Genomic DNA, 18,065 nt, shown 5'->3' with positions numbered 1-18,065 from the left:
ACTAGCTGTCTAAGAATATTTGGCTACGTGTAGGATTCCGAAGAGTCATATTTTTTTTTATCGTATTAGTAAGATGTATTATAAAATGTTATGAATCTAAACTTCAACCATCTCAAAGCCCTGCAGGCAGTGGCCAAGTATGAAAGCATTACCAAAGCCGCTAAGTCTTTGGATATGACTCAGCCCGCGGTATCCGTTCAGTTGAAAAACCTTCAGGATCAGTTTGATGTCCCTCTTACCGAAGTGATTGGTAAAAAGGTCCACATCACGGAGTTTGGTCTTGAACTCGTCGAAATGTCAGAGCGCATATTCAGCGAAATGAATCAAATCGAGCAACGGATGAAAGAACTAAAGGGACTGCTGGCCGGTAAAATCCGCATATCAGCAGTCTCTACCGGCAAATATATCATTCCCTATTTGATTTCGGAGTTTATGAAACTGCATCCTCATGTAGAAATCAGCCTTGAAGTTTCCAATCGCTACAAGGTCTTGGCTCATTTGGAAGAAAATAGCACCGATTTGGCTTTTCTTTCGATTTCTCCTGAGGACTTGGACTTGGATTCAGTGACTTTAGCCGAGAATAAATGGTATTTAGCATGTTCTCCCGAGCATTCGGAAAAATTCCAGAGTCTAATTGATCAAGACAAATGGGGAGAGATTCCTTTTATTTTAAGGGAAAAAGGATCTGGAACCCGGGTCATCATGGAGCGATTTTTTGAAGATCGGGATATTGCTATCAAAAGCCGGATGGAATTATCCACCAATGAAGCTGTCAAACAGGCCGTGATGGCAGGACTTGGAGTGAGTGTTTTATCACTGTACTCTATGCGAAGTGAAGTGGCTGATGGCAGAATCAAACTCCTTGAATTCAAAGGATTGCCCATCAAGGCCCATTGGAGATTGGTATGGTTAAAGCAAAAAAGACATCAACCTGCGGTCATGGCTTTTATTCGTTGGCTGACCGAAAACAATCAGGAAGTCTTCGGAAAGCTCCTCAATCCATAAGAAAGGTAAAGGCTTGTGTAAAAGCCCTATATTTGCGCACAAACCAACCTAAAATACATGAACGCATTTGTTTTTCCTGGGCAAGGAGCCCAATTCCCAGGAATGGGAAAAGAGCTGTATGAGACTAATTCTCTTGCCAAAGAGCTTTTCGAAAAGGCTAATGAAATTCTTGGATTTCGAATCACAGACATCATGTTTGAAGGTTCCGCTGAGGAACTTAAGCAAACCCAGGTCACGCAGCCTGCGATTTTTTTGCATTCAGTAATCTTGGCAAAATGCACTCCTGATTTCAAGCCTGATATGGTAGCTGGGCATTCTTTGGGAGAATTTTCTGCATTGGTGGCTAATGGAGTTTTAGCATTCGAAGATGGTCTACGCTTGGTACATCAGCGGGCTTTGGCTATGCAGGAAGCTTGCGAGATTAATCCATCCACGATGGCTGCTATCTTAGGATTGGCAGATGAAAAAGTTGAGGAAATCTGTGCCAGTATCTCAGAGGAAATCGTAGTGCCGGCGAATTACAATTGCCCGGGTCAATTGGTGATCTCAGGAAGTAATAAAGGAATCGAAATTGCCTGTGAGAAAATGAAAGAAGCAGGTGCAAAAAGGGCTTTGCCCCTTCCGGTAGGAGGAGCTTTTCACTCTCCACTGATGGAGCCTGCACGCGAAAAACTTCAAAAAGCCATCGAAATGACTCAATTTTCTGTTGGCTCTTGTCCAGTTTACCAAAATGTAAGCACTACGGCTGTCACGGATGTGAATGAAATCAAAGAAAATCTTATCGCCCAGCTCACTGCACCTGTAAAATGGACTCAATCTGTCCAGAATATGGTGAAGGATGGAGCTACCGAATTTATCGAATGCGGCCCAGGAAAGGTACTTCAGGGTTTAGTTAAAAAAATTCATCCTGAGGCCCAGGTTTCTGGGCTTTGATCTTAAATAGCTAGGCTGTCTTTTTCAGAAGGCAGCCTTATTTTTCCATTTTTTCACTTTTGATTCATCCTCACATGCTTCGAGAAGCTCCAAAGAATTTTTATTAAGCTTAGGGTGAACCCAATAGGGAAGCAACTCGGCAAGTGGTGCTAAAACAAAGCGACGCTTATGAAGATGCGGATGTGGAATAATAAGGTTTGGCACTTGAATCTCCTGATCTTCCCAATACAAAATATCAATATCCATGGTTCGATCTCCCCATGTGACTTCGCGCTCCCTTCCCAAATCGCGCTCAATGGTCTGCAAAAAGCTCAAAAATTTGAGAGGTACCTCCTCAGTACTTACCAAGAGCACTTGATTCAGAAAATCTCCCTCAGCCTTTCCTCCCCATGCTTCCGTAGAAAAAATGGATGATTCCCCTTTAATCAGTGCTTTTGAAACAAGCATTTGTTTAGCCTCTCGAATCAGCTGCTCCCGATCTCCTAAGTTCCCTCCCAAAATCAAAACTACCTCTTGAACCATTCCCCTTGAATTTTACTTTCATTAGTCCCTCAAAATAAACTATTTTTACCCCAACTAATACAACTACTATGAAATTCTTAGGAAATGTTCTGGCAGTCATTGTCGGTTTATTCGTTTTCTCAATCTTGAGTATTCTGCTCTTTTTTGGGCTGATTGGAATTTTGGCAGCATCTGGCGAAAAGGAAGTCTCACTGAAAGACAACACCGTTCTGCATTTGAATCTCAATGGCCGAATGCTTGTAGAGCGAACCTCAGAGGATGACCTGAATTTTGGACAATTCGGAAACCCTTTTGGAGGAAGTATGCAGGCAGGCATGATTAATCTCAAAAAAGCAATTCGAGAGGCAAAAACCAACGAGAAGATCAAAGGAATCTATCTCAATACCGGACTGATTCTAGCTGGACAAGCTAATCTACTCGAACTTAGAGAAGAGCTAGAAAGCTTTAAAGAGTCCGGAAAATTCATCCTCGCTTATGACGAAGCTTATGGCGAAGGAGGATACTATTTGGCTTCTGTATCTGATGAGATTTATCTCAACCCAATGGGGGCAATTGATTTCAATGGACTCGCCTCAGAAGTAATCTTTTTGAAGGGCTTTTTCGAAAAAGTTGGAATCGAGCCAGTAGTATTTCGGGTAGGTGAATTCAAAAGTGCCGTCGAGCCTTACATCTTGGAGAAGATGAGCCCTGAAAACCGGCTCCAAACAGAATATTTTCTCGAAGACATCAATCAGGAAATGATCAAGGCCGTGGCAGACTCTCGAGGTTTGAGCCTAGACAGCATAGCTACTATCAATGATCAAATGCTGGTAAGGGAGGCTGAAGACGCAGTGACATACAATCTGGTGAACAGATTGACCTACGAGGACGAGGTCCATGCTATCTTGAGAGAAAAACTTGGATTGGATGAGGATGACGACATCCCCACAATCAATGCCACTGATCTAGGTTCATTGGCAAAAAGCAAAAACCTCACATCCAAAAATAGAATTGCTGTAATCCTTGCTGAAGGAGAGATTGTCAGTGGCAGTGTAGATGGGGTAATCAGCTCTGATAAATTTGCCAAGGAGATTCGGAAAGCCAGAAAAGACGATGATATCAAAGCAATCGTTCTTCGGGTTAATTCACCGGGAGGATCGATTTTAGCATCAGAGGTAATCTGGAGAGAAATGAGTGAAGCCAAAAAGGTAAAACCAGTCTATGTATCCATGGGAGAAGTAGCTGCTTCGGGTGGTTATTACATTTCCGCCCCGGCAGATACCATCGTGGCCCAGCCAAACACAATCACCGGCTCCATTGGGATTTTCGGCTTATGGTTCAATGTACAGGAATTGATTAATGATAAACTGGGAGTAACGACCGATGTGGTCACCACAGGTGAGCTTTCAGACTTTATGAATGTGGCCCGACCACTGACAGAAGTGGAAAAAACCATCGTACAAAAATCTATCGAAGATGGCTATGAGAAATTTATCAGCCGTGTAGCTGAGGGTAGAAACATGAGTCCTGAGGCTGTAAAAGAGGTTGCTTCTGGAAGAGTTTGGACCGGAAATCAAGCCTTGGAGCGTGGCCTAGTCGATGTTTTGGGTGGTTTGGATACCACCATTGACCTTGCAGCAAAGAGAATTGAGGCAGGAGATGATTACCGGGTGATTTATTACCCACAGCAGAAACCTTGGTTTGAAAAACTCATGGATGACTTCTCCGACAATGTAGAAGCTAGAATCCTTCAGGCCCAACTTGGAGAATATTACGGTCTCTACAAAAATCTAGAAAAAGTAAAAACCTATCAGGGAATTCAGGCAAGGATGCCACAAGAGATCAAAATCAAATAAAGAAAAAGCCTCGGTTGAAAATTTCGACCGAGGCTTTTTTTATGGCTTTTGCAGAAGAATCAACCAAGCTTTTTCTACATCTCCTTCTTCCAAAGTCTCTTTGGCTAGCAGATGTAAATGATCTGCCCAACTCGCTGGATCATTTTGGAAACGGACCCGCATTTCTTGTATTTCGGGTTTTTCTCCAAACTTTTCGATTTCCTCTTCACTCGGAAGACTCTCCACATTTCCCAACCTTCCCAGATTATTCCCAGTCAGTATAGCACTGTTTCGGATATCCTCGGGGATTTGGTCTACGCCGATTCCCAGAGTCCTCAGTGGCTTTGGAATTTCGAAAAGACAAGATCCGTTGGTTCGTGAATACCAATTTCCACCAAGACGAGCTACCAAATCCAATTTATTGGGGTCGATTATACCCTTTTCATCCAAAATATCTTCGTCTACATGGACGCAAAGCACTTCACAAATAACTAGATTTCCCGCTCCTCCTGTGTCACCTAGTGATTTCACTTCATTGACTTTACACTCCATGGAAACCCTGGCTTCTTTGATCCTCGGAGGTTTGACTTGTGAGGAAGGCACAGCCGTAAAACCTGCCTTCACAAATTCATCTACTCCTTTTGGGTACTCGGTACTCGCCAAAGACATTTGCTCGACCATACCATAATGCACCACATGAATCACGACTTCCGGTACCTCATGGACATTTTCCAAGGTGTGCTTGGTGGTATTATCACGCACACGCCGAGAAGGAGAAAAAACCAAAATCGGGGGATTGGTACTGAATAGATTAAAGAAACTAAAAGGACTGAGGTTAACATTTCCCTCTGAGTCAATGGTACTTGCAAAGGCAATGGGTCGTGGCGCCACGCTGCCTTGTAGCAAAGCATGAAATTCAGGAACTGGTAGGTCTTTTGGGTAAATAGTCTTCATGAATCAGTTTGATTGGAAAAATTCATTCTTTCTTAACAGCATGAATTACCTCAGGATTTTTCTTTTGTTCAAATTAAAAGGCAATTTTATCGGAGATTAAACCCCAACAAAGCAACATGAAAGCCTTCCAAATTCAAAAACGAATCGCCGTTCTGGCTCTTTTCTTCTTCGGCTTAAGCTCTATTTCTATAGCACAAAGCCTTCAATTCGCCACTTTCAACATCCGTTGGGATAATCCTGGCGATACTGGTAATCTTTGGAAGGATAGGCTACCCCATGTTACATCGCTGATCCAATTTCATCAAATAGGAATCGTAGGGACGCAAGAAGGCCTAAAGCATCAAGTCGAACAGCTGAGTAACTCCCTTGGGTTTGATTATTTGGGAGTAGGCAGGGATGATGGCGCTCAAAAAGGAGAATACACCGCCATTCTTTACGATGGATCCCAATACGAATTACTTGACCAAGGTACTTTTTGGCTATCCCCTACTCCTGAGGTCCCAAGTAAGGGTTGGGATGCCGCGCTTAATCGGATTTGCTCCTGGGGGAAATTTCTAAGTCCTGAGAAAGAGGAGTTCTACGTGTTCAATATCCACTACGACCATATCGGGCAGGAGGCCAGGGAAGAAAGCAGCAAATTAGTTGTTCAGAAAATTGAAGAAATCAATACCGAAAAGCTTCCGGTAGTTTTATTGGGTGATTTCAATGTTACACCTGATAATGCTGCCTACACCACCATTACCTCCTCTGGGGGCTGGAAAGATGCCCGTTTGATTTCCAAAACACCTTCTTACGGACCTGCAGGTACTTTCACTGGATTTGATTGGGAAAAAATGCCTAATGGAATCATAGACCATATTTTCGTCAAAGGGCAGGTTCAAGTAATCAGACATGGTATCCTAAGCGATAATTATGGTAAAAAATACCCCTCTGATCACTTTCCTGTGATGGTTGAGGTTCAATTTCGGTGAGACTGGAAATAAAAATGCCCCCAAAAAGTTATGACTATTTGGGGGCAAATAAGTGAAAACTTTCCTTAAGAATTCATCAGCTCTTCAATTTCCTCCGCCTCAATCGGGATATTCCGCATCAAATCGAAGTAGCCATTTTCTTGGATGACGATGTTATTCTCCAAGCGTACTCCTAGGTTTTCTGCTGGAATGTATATCCCTGGCTCAACGGTAAATACCATACCCTGTGTGATTGGGCCATGCATAGTTCCCACATCGTGCACATCCAAACCCAAATGATGGGAAGTACCATGCATAAAATACTTTTTGTAGGCTGGCCATTTTGGATCTTGGTTTTTCACTTCCGTCTGATCAATCAGGCCAAGCCCGATCAATTCGGATTGCATGATAAGCCCCACTTCCTTATGATAGTCTTGAATGTTAGTCCCCGGTCTCAGGATATTCATCGCTTCTCGCTGAACGCGTAAGACTGCATCGTAAACAGCTTTTTGGCGCTCGGTAAATTTCCCATTCACTGGAATAGTCCGAGTCATATCTGCATTGTAATTTCCATATTCTGCACCCACATCCATCAGCAATAAGTCGCCATCATGGCACGGGCGGCTATTCTCAATATAATGCAATACACAGGCATTGGCACCCGAGGCGATGATCGGCTCATAAGCAAAGCCCTTACTTCGGTTTCTTACAAATTCATGTAAGTACTCCGCTTCAATCTCAAACTCAGTCACTCCAGGCTTCACGAATTTTAAAATTCTTCGAAATCCTTTCTCTGTAATATCACAGGCAATTTGGAGTTGATCGATTTCAGCTTGCTCCTTGGCGCCACGGAGTTCATGCATAATCGGAGCCAGTCGCTCATACTCATGAAGCGGAAATCGCTCCTTGCAAGACTTGATAAATCGGGCATCTCGAGTCTCTACCACCACTCCCGCTCGGAGATGCTCATTTGTATTCAGGTAAACGCGCTCCGAAAGCGCCATTACTGAATTGAAGATTTGATCAAAATCAGAAAGCCAATGAATGTTTTTAATTCCCGAAGCTGCTTCTGCCTCTTCTTTGGTGTATTTATGCCCTTCCCAAACCGCGATGTGCTCGTTGGTCTCTCGCAGGAAAAGCACCTCCCGCCAAGCTGGATTAGGGCAGTCAGGTGCGATCAGGAGAATAGTCTCTTCCTGATCTATGCCACAGAGATAAAAAAGATCATTGTTTTGTCGAAAACGCATCGTGCCATCAGCGTTGGTTGGCATGATGTCGTTCGAATTGAAAATTGCGACTGAATCTTTGGCTAGTTTTTGAGCCAGTTTTTCTCTATTTCGAATGTAAAGGTCCGCGGAAAGTGGTTGGTATTTCATTGTCTATCTTTTATTTTTTTGATCAAAGGGATTTTAAGAATAAGCTCATTAAAAGCAGAATCTGGGATAATTAAATTTGATTTGAAACAAGACCGGGATAGAAATTTGTTTTCTTTGTGTTACCGGAAATTGAAATTGAAACAAACTTCTCAGGAATCCAAGTTTGTTTAGAAATCTTGGTTTTTGGTTTTCAAAATAATTTATGCATCAGATAAAAGAGCTTGCAAACGGCATTCGGATCGTTCATCAGGAAGTCTCTCATACGCGCTTGGTCCATTGTGGATTTGTACTCAATATTGGCAGCCGAGATGAGACCAAGGAGCAAGAAGGTTTAGCTCATTTCTGGGAGCACATGGCTTTCAAGGGTACCAAAAGACGAAAAACCTTTCACATCCTAAATCGCCTGGAATCCCTCGGTGGAGAGCTCAACGCCTACACAACCAAAGAAAAAATCTGCTTTTATGCATCGGTCCTGAAGGATCATTATTCCAAAGCTGCCGAACTGCTCTTTGATATCACTTTCAATTCAACTTTTCCAACCAAAGAAATCGAGAAGGAGCGACAGGTAATCTTGGAAGAAATGGCCATGTACCGAGATTCACCGGATGATTCTATTCAGGACGAACTCGACGCTTTGGTCTTTGACAATCATGCCCTAGGTCGAAATATCCTTGGAAGAGAAGAGACAGTGGGACATTTCACCCAACAGGATTTCTTTGAGTTTATTGGGAGTCGCCTTGACACCTCCCAACTTGTTTTTTCCATTGTTGGAAATATTTCCTTTGCCAAAGCTTTGAAGATCATTGAAGGCCCACTTTCCGAAATTCCAGCCAAGCGAACTCTCTACCTCAGAAGCCCTTTCAAAGGATACCTACCCAAGCTAGAAAGACTGAATCGGGATATCACGCAGTCTCTTTGTGGAATCGGAAGGCCGGCTTATTCTCAGCATGACCCAAGAAGGTATAAACTTTACCTTTTGAACAATATCCTCGGCGGCCCGAGCATGAATAGCCGCTTGAATATGGCGCTTCGCGAAAAGCACGGGCTAGTGTATAGCATAGAGTCTACCTTCCAGCCTTTCTCAGATGTAGGCTTTTTTGGGATCTTTTTTGGTACGGAAGAAAAGACCCTTCCCAAGGCCAAAAAACTAGTCCAGAAAGAACTCAAGCGACTTCGGGAAAAAAAATTGGGTAGTCTGCAACTTCATATGGCCAAGGAACAAGCAATCGGGCAAATGGCGATGGCGGAAGAAAACTATGCTGCCCTCATGCTGGTATTTGGAAAAAGTCTGATTGACCATGGCAAAATTGATCCTTTGGATAAGATTTTTGAGCAAATCAAGCAAACAACAGCTGAAGACTTACTCGAAATCGCGAATGAAATCCTAGACCCGGTACAATTAACCTCATTGACTTATTTACCCAATTGATCATGGAATTCATCGATCCGGAACTCCTAGAATATTGTGAAGCCCATACAAGCGAAGAAGATGCGCTTTTGAAAAAAATCACCCGAGAAACGCAGGCCAAGGTACTGATGCCTCGAATGCTTTCAGGTCAACTTCAGGGTAAATTTCTAGAATTGATGGTCAAAATGCATCAACCAAAGACTATTTTGGAAATAGGTACTTATACCGGTTATTCGGCTATTTGCATGGCAAGAGGTCTATCCAAGGAAAGCAAACTCATTACTTTGGATATCAATGACGAATTGGAGAAAATGGTCAGAGGCTTTTTTGAAGAAAGTGGGTTGATTGCCCAAATTGACTATCGACTTGGGAATGCGCTTGACTTGATTCCTACTATTGAAGGTCATTTTGATTTTGTATTTATAGATGCCGACAAGGAGAATTACCTGCCCTATTACCAGCTCGTGATAGATCGGGTTTCGAAAGGTGGCGTTATCCTCGCTGACAATGTACTTTGGTCGGGAAAAGTCCTTCCAAAAGGCAGAAAAAAACTCGATAAGGATACAGCTGCCCTGCTGGAATTCAACCGATTTGTACAAGAAGACCCACGAGTCGAAAATAGTCTTTTGCCCATTCGAGATGGATTGATGCTTGCCAGAAAGCTTTGAACCCGAAATATGCATTAGACTTCTTATTACGAGTCCAAACCGCTTCAAAATCAATCCGCTTTGCTGCATTTAGCTCAATCACCGTAGCGGTGCTATGCCTCATTCACTAAATGCTTGATTTTATTGCGGTTTGATCTCTCACTACAGATTCTAATACATAGTCCGGGTTAAAGAAATTTTAGGAATCATTTTTGCAGAAGGTCAGAAAGAAAAATCTTTACTGTCCCCATGAAGCTGATTTCTCGCATCATTTTTACCAAAATCCTATTTATTAGCCTTTTTTCGAGTCTTTTCGCTCAAATCCCGCAGGTTCCTGCTGAGATGGAATTTGCCGATCTTATTCTTCGGATAAACCCTCAAGCAAGAAGGGAAATTCAACTCGATGTGGATGCACTTCATCGCAGTCCCAAGCACTTTCAGGTAAAAATGGATCGATTCAATTTATATCGTCCCATTATAGAGCGGGAGTTTCGGGCTGCCGGAGTACCGGAAGACCTCAAATATTTGGTCATTCAGGAAAGTGGATTGATTGCAGATGCTGTCTCTACATCCAATGCAGTTGGATTTTGGCAATTCAAACAAGGAACGGCCGAGGAAGTATCTATTCGGGTAGATAGACAGGTAGATGAAAGGAAAAATATCGTCAATTCCTCTCGCGGAGCGGCTTTGTACTTAAGAGGACACAATCGCACTTTTGACAATTGGATGGTATCCCTGATCGCCTATCAAATGGGTGCAGGTGGAGCCAAAGCTTATTTCGGTGATCGCTATCGGGGTAAACGCATAGTCGATGTGGATCGAAATTCACACTGGTATTTCAAGAAATTCCTGGCGCATAAAGTCGCCTTTGGGGAGCAGGTTTTCCAACTTACGAGTAATACCAATTCGCTTCGACTTGCAGAGGTGAAGGTAAATGGCCCTACAAGTTTGGATGCCTTGGCTAAAAAGTACAAGGTCAGTGAGGAGCATTTGAAGGAAATGAATAAATGGACTTCCAACGGAAAAATTCCCGCCGGTGGCCCCTACTACTTGGTTTTTGTGACTGATGATCAAGTTGAGTTTGAAACGGGCATCGAGCCTAAAAATCCAGCAAAAAGTAATAATGCGGGCAAATCAAGCCCAAAGTACAGCACAGCTAACTCCTATCCGCGCATTGCAGGTAACACTACCAAAGCATCCCAACCAGACCAAATCACTGTCAACAATCTAGATGGTGTGCAGGCAGCCTCCACCACGACTCAGGATACTTTTGCTGAAAAGATCGGCATCAAAGAGAAGCGATTCCGTCGATGGAATGACCTGGAGCCAGGAGAGCGAGTAGAAGCAGGTGAATATTATTACACCGAAAAGAAAAAGGCCAAAGCTGAGGTAGCCACGCACATCGTTCAACCGGGAGAAACCCTCTGGAGCATCTCGCAAAAGTATGGAATCAAACTTTCATCCTTGAAAGCTAAAAACCGTATCCGAAGAGATCAGGATTTGAAAGCTGGAATGGTATTGAACCTCCAAGAACACCGAAAGCGTGGCGAGGACATCCCTGTGGTACAAATTTCCAACCCTTCAAAAACAGTCATTGCCAAAAATGAGCAGCCTGTCAATCAGCCAAAGTCAAACCCAGTCACATCAGCCTCTTCCAACCAGAAGGCTACGAACTCAGCTAGTTTGACGCATACTGTTTCTCCCGGAGAAACATTGTACGCGATATCCAAAAAATATGGAGTGACTGTAGATCAACTCAAATCCTGGAATCGAATCGGAAGTCAAAATATCATTAGCGTGGGGCAGAAATTAACTATCTTCAAGCCCTGAAACGCGTCTGTTTTAATCCCATGAACCGATTTCTTCTACTTTTAAGCCTTATTTTCATTGGGCTTGGGGGAAAGCTTCTTGCCCAAGACCAGCAGATTATCCCGGATACGGTTTTGATAGCTGGGGATACCCTGCTCATGATTGGGGATTCCTTGATTGTGGAAGAACCAAAAAAGGAGATTTTCTGGAAGACAGGTGGAAATTACAACCTCAATATTGTTCAGGTAACCTTGAGTAATTGGGCTGCGGGTGGAGCCTCCTCCTTTGCACTGAATACCGGAGTTTCACTTTTTGCCAATTACAAAAAAGACAAAAAGGTATGGGACACGCAGCTTACCGTCAATCTGGGTTTTAGTAGGCAGAATGATCGAGTTTTTCCCACAAGAAAAACCAATGACAACTTTCTTTTTGTGAGTAATTACGGTAGAGAACTCTCGGAGACGTTCTACCTGTCCACGCAATTAGAAGCGAGAACCCAACTTTTGGAAGGATTTAAATATGCCCGCCCTTCGGGAAGTGAGTCGGATACCCGTACTAAAATATCCGATCTATTGTCCCCAGGCTATGTGCAGTCATCCACGGGTCTCAACTACAGGAAAACCTATGAGAAAAAAGGGAAATTATCAATTATCCTCTCCCCTTTCACAGGCCGTTTTACCATCGTCCTGAATGACTCTTTGAGTAATGCCGGAGCTTTTGGTGTAACCCCGGGAGAGAATGTCCGAGCTGAAGCCGGGATGTCTTTGGCTACTTCGATCGCAGACTTCCAGCTGATGGAAAATGTGACCTGGCGTGCTGATCTAAATCTCTTCTCAAATTATGAGCGATTCGGAAATATGGTTGTGAACTTCAACTCCATTATTCGAATGAAGGTAAACAAATACATCTCCACCCGGATAGAGACGACTTTGATATATGATGAGGAGGTGTTTATCAAGCAAGATGACGGCCCAGCAAAACAAGCTGTTCAGCTACAGAATCTCGTCAACTTTGGTATATCGCTGGACTTTTAGAAGTCCGGGTCTAGGTCAAACTTCTTCGAAAACTCCAATAAGGCCGGATGCTTTTTGAGCAGATGCTTAAATTTATCCTGATCGGTGTAAAGCTTGGGTGAACCAGCATCATCTTCTTCCTTGACATCCAATTGGATGGCGATTTTTCCAGCCCCACTTTTTTTACGGAAGATCCCAATCAAATCAGGCTTCATTTTTTCAGCAATCTCTTCCTGAACATGGCCCATGACTTCAATGAAAATGGTTCCCTCCTCCACTTTTTTGACTTGCTGAAGGATGGCCAACTCCAGATTCCGCTTTTCAGACTTCCAAAGTTCAATCACCTCAGGCAAATATTGATCTAGCATTTCCTGCTTAAAAACTCCTACAGAAGTGGTAGGAATCAATTCTATTGGCGTCTTCTCCTCTTGGGATGGCTCCTTTACTTCCGGCTTTACCTCTTTCTTTAAAAAAGTTTTTGCCTGAGAAAAATTCGTGGGAACCGAGATAGTCTTTTGGACAGGAGTCTTTTTGGAATGGACTTCGGCTACTTCAGGTTTTGGAGTTCCGTTTGTGGTCTCAGCTTTGGGAGCTAAGCTTTTTTTTTTGAATCCTCCACAGCAAGCGCTGCTAGGCTCAACGCGGCAGGAATTTTGGCCATTTTCATCAAAGCCAATTCCACATGCAAGCGCTGATTTTTACTGCTCTTGTAATGAATATCGCATTGATTGGCGATGGATAGCGCACTCAAAAGAAATGACTGACTACTCGCTTTGGACTGCTCAATATAGTTGGCTTTCACCTCATCAGACACTTCCAATAGATTCACCGTAGCCGAATCCTGTACCACCAACAAATCTCGGAAATGCTCGGCCAGTCCCACGACAAAATTATGCCCATCGAACCCCTTTTTGAGGATTTCGTCAAAGATCAGCAAAGTATCCGCAATATTTCCAGCGAGAAGCGCCTCTACCACTTTGAAATAATAGTCATAGTCCAAAATGTGGAGATTTGCGATGGTCTCTTGATAGGTGACTTTCTTCCCCGCGGAATAGGTAACAATCAAGTCAAAAATCGAAAGTGCATCCCGAAGTGCTCCATCTGCTTTAGCAGCAATTAGCCGCAAAGCCTCATCCTCATAATCTACGCTCTCCTCCTTGGCAATATATTGCAAATGCTCCGCAATGTGCTTGATCTGAATTCTGTTGAAATCAAAAATCTGACATCGGGAAAGGATAGTAGGTATAATCTTATGCTTTTCTGTAGTCGCAAGAATGAAAATCGCATACTTCGGTGGCTCTTCCAAGGTCTTCAAAAAAGCATTGAAGGCTTGATTGGAAAGCATGTGAACCTCATCAATGATATAGACCTTGTACTGACCTTTTTGAGGGGCATAACGAACCTGATCAACCAGGTTTCGGATATCATCTACAGAGTTATTGGATGCCGCATCTAGCTCGTAGATATTGAATGAAGCATTGTTTTGGAAAGAAAGGCAGGACTCGCATGTACCACAGGCTTCCTGGTCTTCACCTCGGTTTTCGCAGTTGATGGTTTTGGCAAGGATTCGCGCACAGGTAGTTTTTCCTACTCCCCGAGGCCCACAAAAAAGAAAAGCTTGAGCTAAGTGATTGTTTTTGATCGCATTCTGAAGTGTGGTAGTAATGTGCTGCTGCCCTACGACACTTTTGAAGTTTGCCGGTCTATATTTTCTTGCCGAAACAACGAAATTTTCCATCGCTGCAAGATATAAAAATCTCTTTGATTGGGGAGGAATTGGAAGATTTGAAAATTGAAAAATTAAAAATTAAGCGTCATAGCGAGGAGCTCTACTTAAAATCAAAAACAATCTATTTACTAGTGAAGCGACGAAGCTATCTTAAGGTTGATTGAAAAATTGAAAGATTGGTTGAAAAGTGTAAAAGTTGGAAGGTTGGAAAGTGACCGTCTCGGTGGAAGCGATACTTGGACTTCAAGAAGGATTTCTTATCTAAACTAACCTAAAACACTGAACTCAGAACCGAAAACCCAAAACCCAAAACCATTTTGCCTCCTATTGCAAATTGCTCCTTGAGTGGAACCAAATTTGCCTTACCTTTGTCTGAATACAAAATGGGGCTGACCGGTATTGACAGTAAGTGTAAAGATCGGGCTCGCATGCAGGCTGGAGTATGTACGGCCTTGAAAGATTCATACGAACTATAAATGGCGAAACTTCTTACGCCATGGCTGCCTAATCTAACCTACTAGGATAGATCGCTTAAAGGGTTGAGTTGCAAACAGTAATTCCCCGGCCACATCTCACCACCTGTGGTCTGATCCGGGTGGAGTTGAGGTGTCGATCAGGTCAGACTGCTGCTTGCGATGCGATTAAGCAAGCTTAAGACTCAGTCGCTAAGCTAGACTCAGGTGTGTCACCCAGCATAGTCTAGTCGAAAAGCCAATCGGTGACTAAGCATGTAGACGGTACGGTGTTTCCTTATCTGGACGCGAGTTCGAATCTCGCCAGCTCCACTAACCCTTGATTATATAATTGATAATCAGGGGTTTATTTTTTATAATCTCAAAATGGTGGCTATATGGCGGCTTTTCCAGTTTGACATTTATTTAAATGCTAATTCATTTATTAGCATTGACAAGGTAATCATTTACCCAGTTTCATTCAACAATCCTTCATCAGCAAAACTGAAATATCCTTCATCTGAAAGGATCAAATGATCAAACAGATGAATATCCATCACCTTGCATCCCTCAGCAACTCTCTTAGTAAGGTTTAAATCACTAGAGGATGGTTTCAAATTACCTGAAGGATGATTGTGACTTAATATAACGCTAGTAGCAAGGCTTTTTAACCCTACACCAAGGATTATCTTCAAATCACAGGTTACGCTTGATATGCCTCCTGTAAATGCTTTAAAATAACCCAAGACCTTTCCTCCTTGATTTAAATACAAGATGATGAATTCTTCTCTTGCGTTAATTAGATCTTGGTTATACAACTCTTTTAATACCTTGTAGGCATCTGAAGACCTTCTGATAGTACCCAACCTTCTGTTTTGTTGAATAGGTTTATATGAAATATTGATTTCTGAAATAGTTTGGTTCATATCTATTTAATTATTTAAATGAAAAAAACCTACCCCAAATGAGGTAGGTCTTTGATTAATTCAAATACCAGAATCCATCAGATTTATTCTCTAGTGCATTATGTATTTGCAGTGTAAAATCATAAGCATTGACTTCTCTCTCAAGAAATTTATCTATGTAAGATGATTTCACTGCACCGGTCATCAGATTGTACAACCTCCACAGATCAATTCGACCAGATTCATACCTGGAGAAATTCTCATCACTGTAATAGGATTCAGCAACTCTGGATATTTGAGTATCATTAATAAGAAGCTCTGGAATCTGAAGCTTCTCTTCTTTGGGTAGATACTGATACATTCTAGCTCTTCCAATCAATTTGGCAAACTGAGATTCTGATAAATCCAACTCTGATAATTGCTCCATTCTAGAGATTTGATCTACTGCATCATACCCTGTGAATAGCTCAAAGGATTTGGCATACAATTCCTGCAAAGACTTCACTTTTAGATCTAGCTTAGTCCCATCTGTAGAAATGCAAAGGTTGGTACAAACTGTATTTTTGAACCCCACAAAGATTTTGAAGTGCTCATAACTTCCTTTATTAGTGTTCATATTATCCAGATTGTAGGCCTTCACACCTCCAACAGTTAGCTCTAATAACTGCCCATTAACATCCTGCATGATTGTAGGAATAGTTACCATAAAAGCTAAGCGTTCGTAATAGATGGTCTTTTCATTGGGGAATAATTCACTAGCCTTTTTGTGTCTAGCTTCATAAATCCTTCCTTTTACTGCATGAGAAACCCTCACAGAAGGTGCTGATAAGTCTCTAAGAGAATATGCATCTCTAGCAGCTTCAGTCACAGCCTCCACAAATTCCACCTGAGAAATAGCAGGTTCATTATCTTTCAGAAATACAGGGATGATGTGTTTATCCCTAATTTCATTTAGATCCATTTCGATGGTATTGGCTTGCAGGAATACATTCCCCTTGCCAACTTCTTCAGAGTTGAGGCTTTGTGGCCTCACCAGTGTGTTTTCCATTGGTTTCAAAGGGTTTTGGTTTCAATAATTCCTGCTTTTTCATAGAAAAGGACTGAAGCTGTTCTTCAGTGACCTTACCAGATTGCTCATAAAGCTCATACAGCTCCTGTAGATTTTTACAGGAATTGATGGCTTGTAACAGATCAACTTTTTCCTCAGGTAACTTGATATCAGCTGATTCACACCACTCTTTGATCTTTTGACCAGTTTCTTGAGAAATGACAAATTCATGATTTAAAGAAAACAAACCTGTTCTGTCCTTCGATGCTCTTGCATGATGTCTGATATTAATATCAAATACCACCGTGAACTCATAGTCCATCCCATCTCTAGTGACCCCTTTTAAACCAACCTTTTCAGGTACAGCTTTACCATTCTTCTCCATCATCACGTAGTCTTGCTTAGATCTAATCGTAGCAATCACATGAACAGGTGTATAAAGAATAGCATTGACGAATGCATTATGTCTTGGAGTAATTTTAGCCCAATTGGAGAAACTATTACCAGCCATATTTCCATGGATATCCAAGATACCACCATCACCTTCCCATTCATGAGAAATAGAGTCCAGAATAATAGCTTCCATACCTTGAGCATGACACATTTTGATTGCTTCCATGTACTTTTCTGGAGTATAAGGAGCAGTAATTCCAAGCACATTATATTCTCCAAGATGTGAGTATAGATCAGCTGAACCATTTTCACTGTCTATCACTGCAATCTTGGACCAATCTCCTACCAACCCATAGGCAAGGAGTAGCGCACTAGTAGTCTTACCTGATCCACTTGGACCCTGTAACCCTACTTTAATTTTGGCCTGCCTTCGAGCAGCCCTACGGAATACTAAGTTTTCCATAAGTGTTATAATATAGTTATGTGAAACACAAAAGCAGCCCACTCGGACTGCTCTAAATCAGGCAATTAGCCACCTCCACGTTTGAATTTATATATCCAAAAATTTAAAAACCTTAAAGTTTCGATGGTGGGGTATGACCCAATTCAAAGCTTGAGGGGGGTAGTGATTTGAATGTGGTTCCTTAATTTGTCCGTGAAGTTCCTTAAAAAATTTCTATAAAATTCGTTTTTAAAAAGTGTAAATATTAATATTTTGGAAAAAAATCAGGAAGCAAATTTTATTTCGCCTCAATTCATTTTTGGCAGATTAAAAAGCTTAAGGAACAATTCTTTCAGAATTCGCAGTTTAATTCCTAAAAATACAGCAGCATTGTTGCTATCACTAAATTTATTTCAAAATCTAAAATTTTAATAGAACAAAAGATGGAATATGCAATTGCCCTCCTAGTTACATGGTTTTTAGTTTGGTTCTTTTTTGTAAGAAATAAATACAATGTAACCCCTAAAAAGTCTTCAATTGATGATTTTTATCAAAGTATTATTAAATATAAAGTTGTTGAAAAATATAGTGAAGAACCAAAATGGGCAATCTACTTGTACTTCCAAAATGGTAAATAGGGTTGGAGTAGAACAAAACCTGGTAGC

16 protein-coding genes and 1 other RNA gene are annotated in these 18,065 nt (G+C 42.0%); 9 read left to right on the top strand and 8 right to left on the bottom strand.

From position 1 onward, the window contains the following. Positions 1–90: 90 nt before the first annotated feature. Entirely contained in the window at positions 91–1,005 is a 915-nt protein-coding gene (locus OU792_RS17305) for a LysR substrate-binding domain-containing protein (RefSeq protein ID WP_026945453.1), read from the top strand. A gap of 57 nt (positions 1,006–1,062) precedes the next feature. After that, the gene (gene fabD, locus OU792_RS17300; protein ID WP_274670875.1) at positions 1,063–1,938 is read left to right on the top strand and encodes an ACP S-malonyltransferase; all 876 of its coding nucleotides are present in this window, start codon (positions 1,063–1,065) and stop codon (positions 1,936–1,938) included. 24 nt (positions 1,939–1,962) lie between these two features. Here fabD and folK read toward each other — a convergent pair whose 3' ends face one another. Further along, the gene (gene folK / locus OU792_RS17295; RefSeq protein WP_274670874.1) at positions 1,963–2,460 is read right to left on the bottom strand and encodes a 2-amino-4-hydroxy-6-hydroxymethyldihydropteridine diphosphokinase; all 498 of its coding nucleotides are present in this window, start codon (positions 2,458–2,460) and stop codon (positions 1,963–1,965) included. A gap of 68 nt (positions 2,461–2,528) precedes the next feature. Between folK and sppA the strand changes: the two genes are divergently transcribed. Beyond that, complete coding sequence (sppA, locus tag OU792_RS17290; protein WP_274670873.1) at positions 2,529–4,295, top strand: signal peptide peptidase SppA; 1,767 nt, start codon at positions 2,529–2,531, stop codon at positions 4,293–4,295. A 39-nt stretch (positions 4,296–4,334) separates the two neighbouring features. On the opposite strand, the gene OU792_RS17285 is transcribed toward sppA, so the two are convergent. After that, the gene (locus OU792_RS17285) at positions 4,335–5,228 is read right to left on the bottom strand and encodes a flavin reductase family protein (RefSeq protein WP_222584805.1); all 894 of its coding nucleotides are present in this window, start codon (positions 5,226–5,228) and stop codon (positions 4,335–4,337) included. A 116-nt stretch (positions 5,229–5,344) separates the two neighbouring features. On the opposite strand from OU792_RS17285, the gene OU792_RS17280 reads away from it, so the two are divergent. Further along, positions 5,345–6,199 (top strand): endonuclease/exonuclease/phosphatase family protein, encoded by an 855-nt coding sequence (locus OU792_RS17280; RefSeq protein ID WP_274670872.1) that lies wholly within the window; start codon positions 5,345–5,347, stop codon positions 6,197–6,199. Between the two features lie 65 nt (positions 6,200–6,264). On the opposite strand, the gene OU792_RS17275 is transcribed toward OU792_RS17280, so the two are convergent. Then, positions 6,265–7,554, bottom strand: coding sequence for an aminopeptidase P family protein (locus OU792_RS17275; RefSeq protein ID WP_134201909.1), 1,290 nt, complete (start codon positions 7,552–7,554; stop codon positions 6,265–6,267). 202 nt (positions 7,555–7,756) lie between these two features. Here OU792_RS17275 and OU792_RS17270 point away from each other — a divergent pair, with 202 nt between their 5' ends. The 4 genes from OU792_RS17270 to OU792_RS17255 all read left to right on the top strand — a co-directional run bounded on the left by OU792_RS17270 (position 7,757) and on the right by OU792_RS17255 (position 12,452). Beyond that, on the top strand, positions 7,757–8,983 hold the full coding sequence (locus tag OU792_RS17270; protein WP_274670871.1) for a M16 family metallopeptidase: 1,227 nt from the start codon (positions 7,757–7,759) through the stop codon (positions 8,981–8,983). 2 nt (positions 8,984–8,985) lie between these two features. Continuing rightward, on the top strand, positions 8,986–9,630 hold the full coding sequence (locus OU792_RS17265) for an O-methyltransferase (protein ID WP_274670870.1): 645 nt from the start codon (positions 8,986–8,988) through the stop codon (positions 9,628–9,630). Positions 9,631–9,858: 228 nt separating this feature from the next. Next, positions 9,859–11,439 carry a LysM peptidoglycan-binding domain-containing protein gene (locus tag OU792_RS17260; RefSeq protein WP_274670869.1) on the top strand — a complete coding sequence of 527 codons (1,581 nt, stop codon included), beginning with the start codon at positions 9,859–9,861 and terminating at the stop codon, positions 11,437–11,439. Between the two features lie 20 nt (positions 11,440–11,459). Further along, entirely contained in the window at positions 11,460–12,452 is a 993-nt protein-coding gene (locus tag OU792_RS17255) for a DUF3078 domain-containing protein (RefSeq protein ID WP_100628011.1), read from the top strand. Here OU792_RS17255 and OU792_RS17250 read toward each other — a convergent pair. Both OU792_RS17250 and OU792_RS17245 read right to left on the bottom strand, forming a co-directional pair. After that, complete coding sequence (locus OU792_RS17250) at positions 12,449–12,838, bottom strand: hypothetical protein (RefSeq protein ID WP_274670868.1); 390 nt, start codon at positions 12,836–12,838, stop codon at positions 12,449–12,451. The genes OU792_RS17255 and OU792_RS17250 overlap by 4 nt on opposite strands. A gap of 185 nt (positions 12,839–13,023) precedes the next feature. Further along, entirely contained in the window at positions 13,024–14,169 is a 1,146-nt protein-coding gene (locus OU792_RS17245) for a DNA polymerase III subunit gamma/tau (RefSeq protein ID WP_100628014.1), read from the bottom strand. 376 nt (positions 14,170–14,545) lie between these two features. Here OU792_RS17245 and ssrA point away from each other — a divergent pair. Next, positions 14,546–14,948: a transfer-messenger RNA gene (gene ssrA / locus OU792_RS17240) on the top strand. A gap of 131 nt (positions 14,949–15,079) precedes the next feature. On the opposite strand, the gene OU792_RS17235 is transcribed toward ssrA, so the two are convergent. The 3 genes from OU792_RS17235 to OU792_RS17225 are packed head-to-tail and all read right to left on the bottom strand — an operon-like array spanning position 15,080 to position 17,421. Further along, positions 15,080–15,538, bottom strand: a complete 459-nt coding sequence (locus OU792_RS17235) for a JAB domain-containing protein (protein ID WP_274670867.1) — start codon at positions 15,536–15,538, stop codon at positions 15,080–15,082. A gap of 55 nt (positions 15,539–15,593) precedes the next feature. Then, positions 15,594–16,565 carry a DUF3871 family protein gene (locus OU792_RS17230; RefSeq protein ID WP_274670866.1) on the bottom strand — a complete coding sequence of 324 codons (972 nt, stop codon included), beginning with the start codon at positions 16,563–16,565 and terminating at the stop codon, positions 15,594–15,596. Further along, the gene (locus OU792_RS17225; RefSeq protein ID WP_274670865.1) at positions 16,525–17,421 is read right to left on the bottom strand and encodes an AAA family ATPase; all 897 of its coding nucleotides are present in this window, start codon (positions 17,419–17,421) and stop codon (positions 16,525–16,527) included. The genes OU792_RS17230 and OU792_RS17225 overlap by 41 nt, the downstream gene beginning before the upstream one ends. Positions 17,422–18,065 lie beyond the last annotated feature (644 nt).

This window comes from Algoriphagus sp. NF, from assembly GCF_028823735.1.
Lineage (GTDB): Bacteria > Bacteroidota > Bacteroidia > Cytophagales > Cyclobacteriaceae > Algoriphagus > Algoriphagus marincola.
The sequence above is the reverse complement of the archived record's forward strand: the minus strand, read 5'-3'. Positions and strand labels throughout refer to the sequence as shown.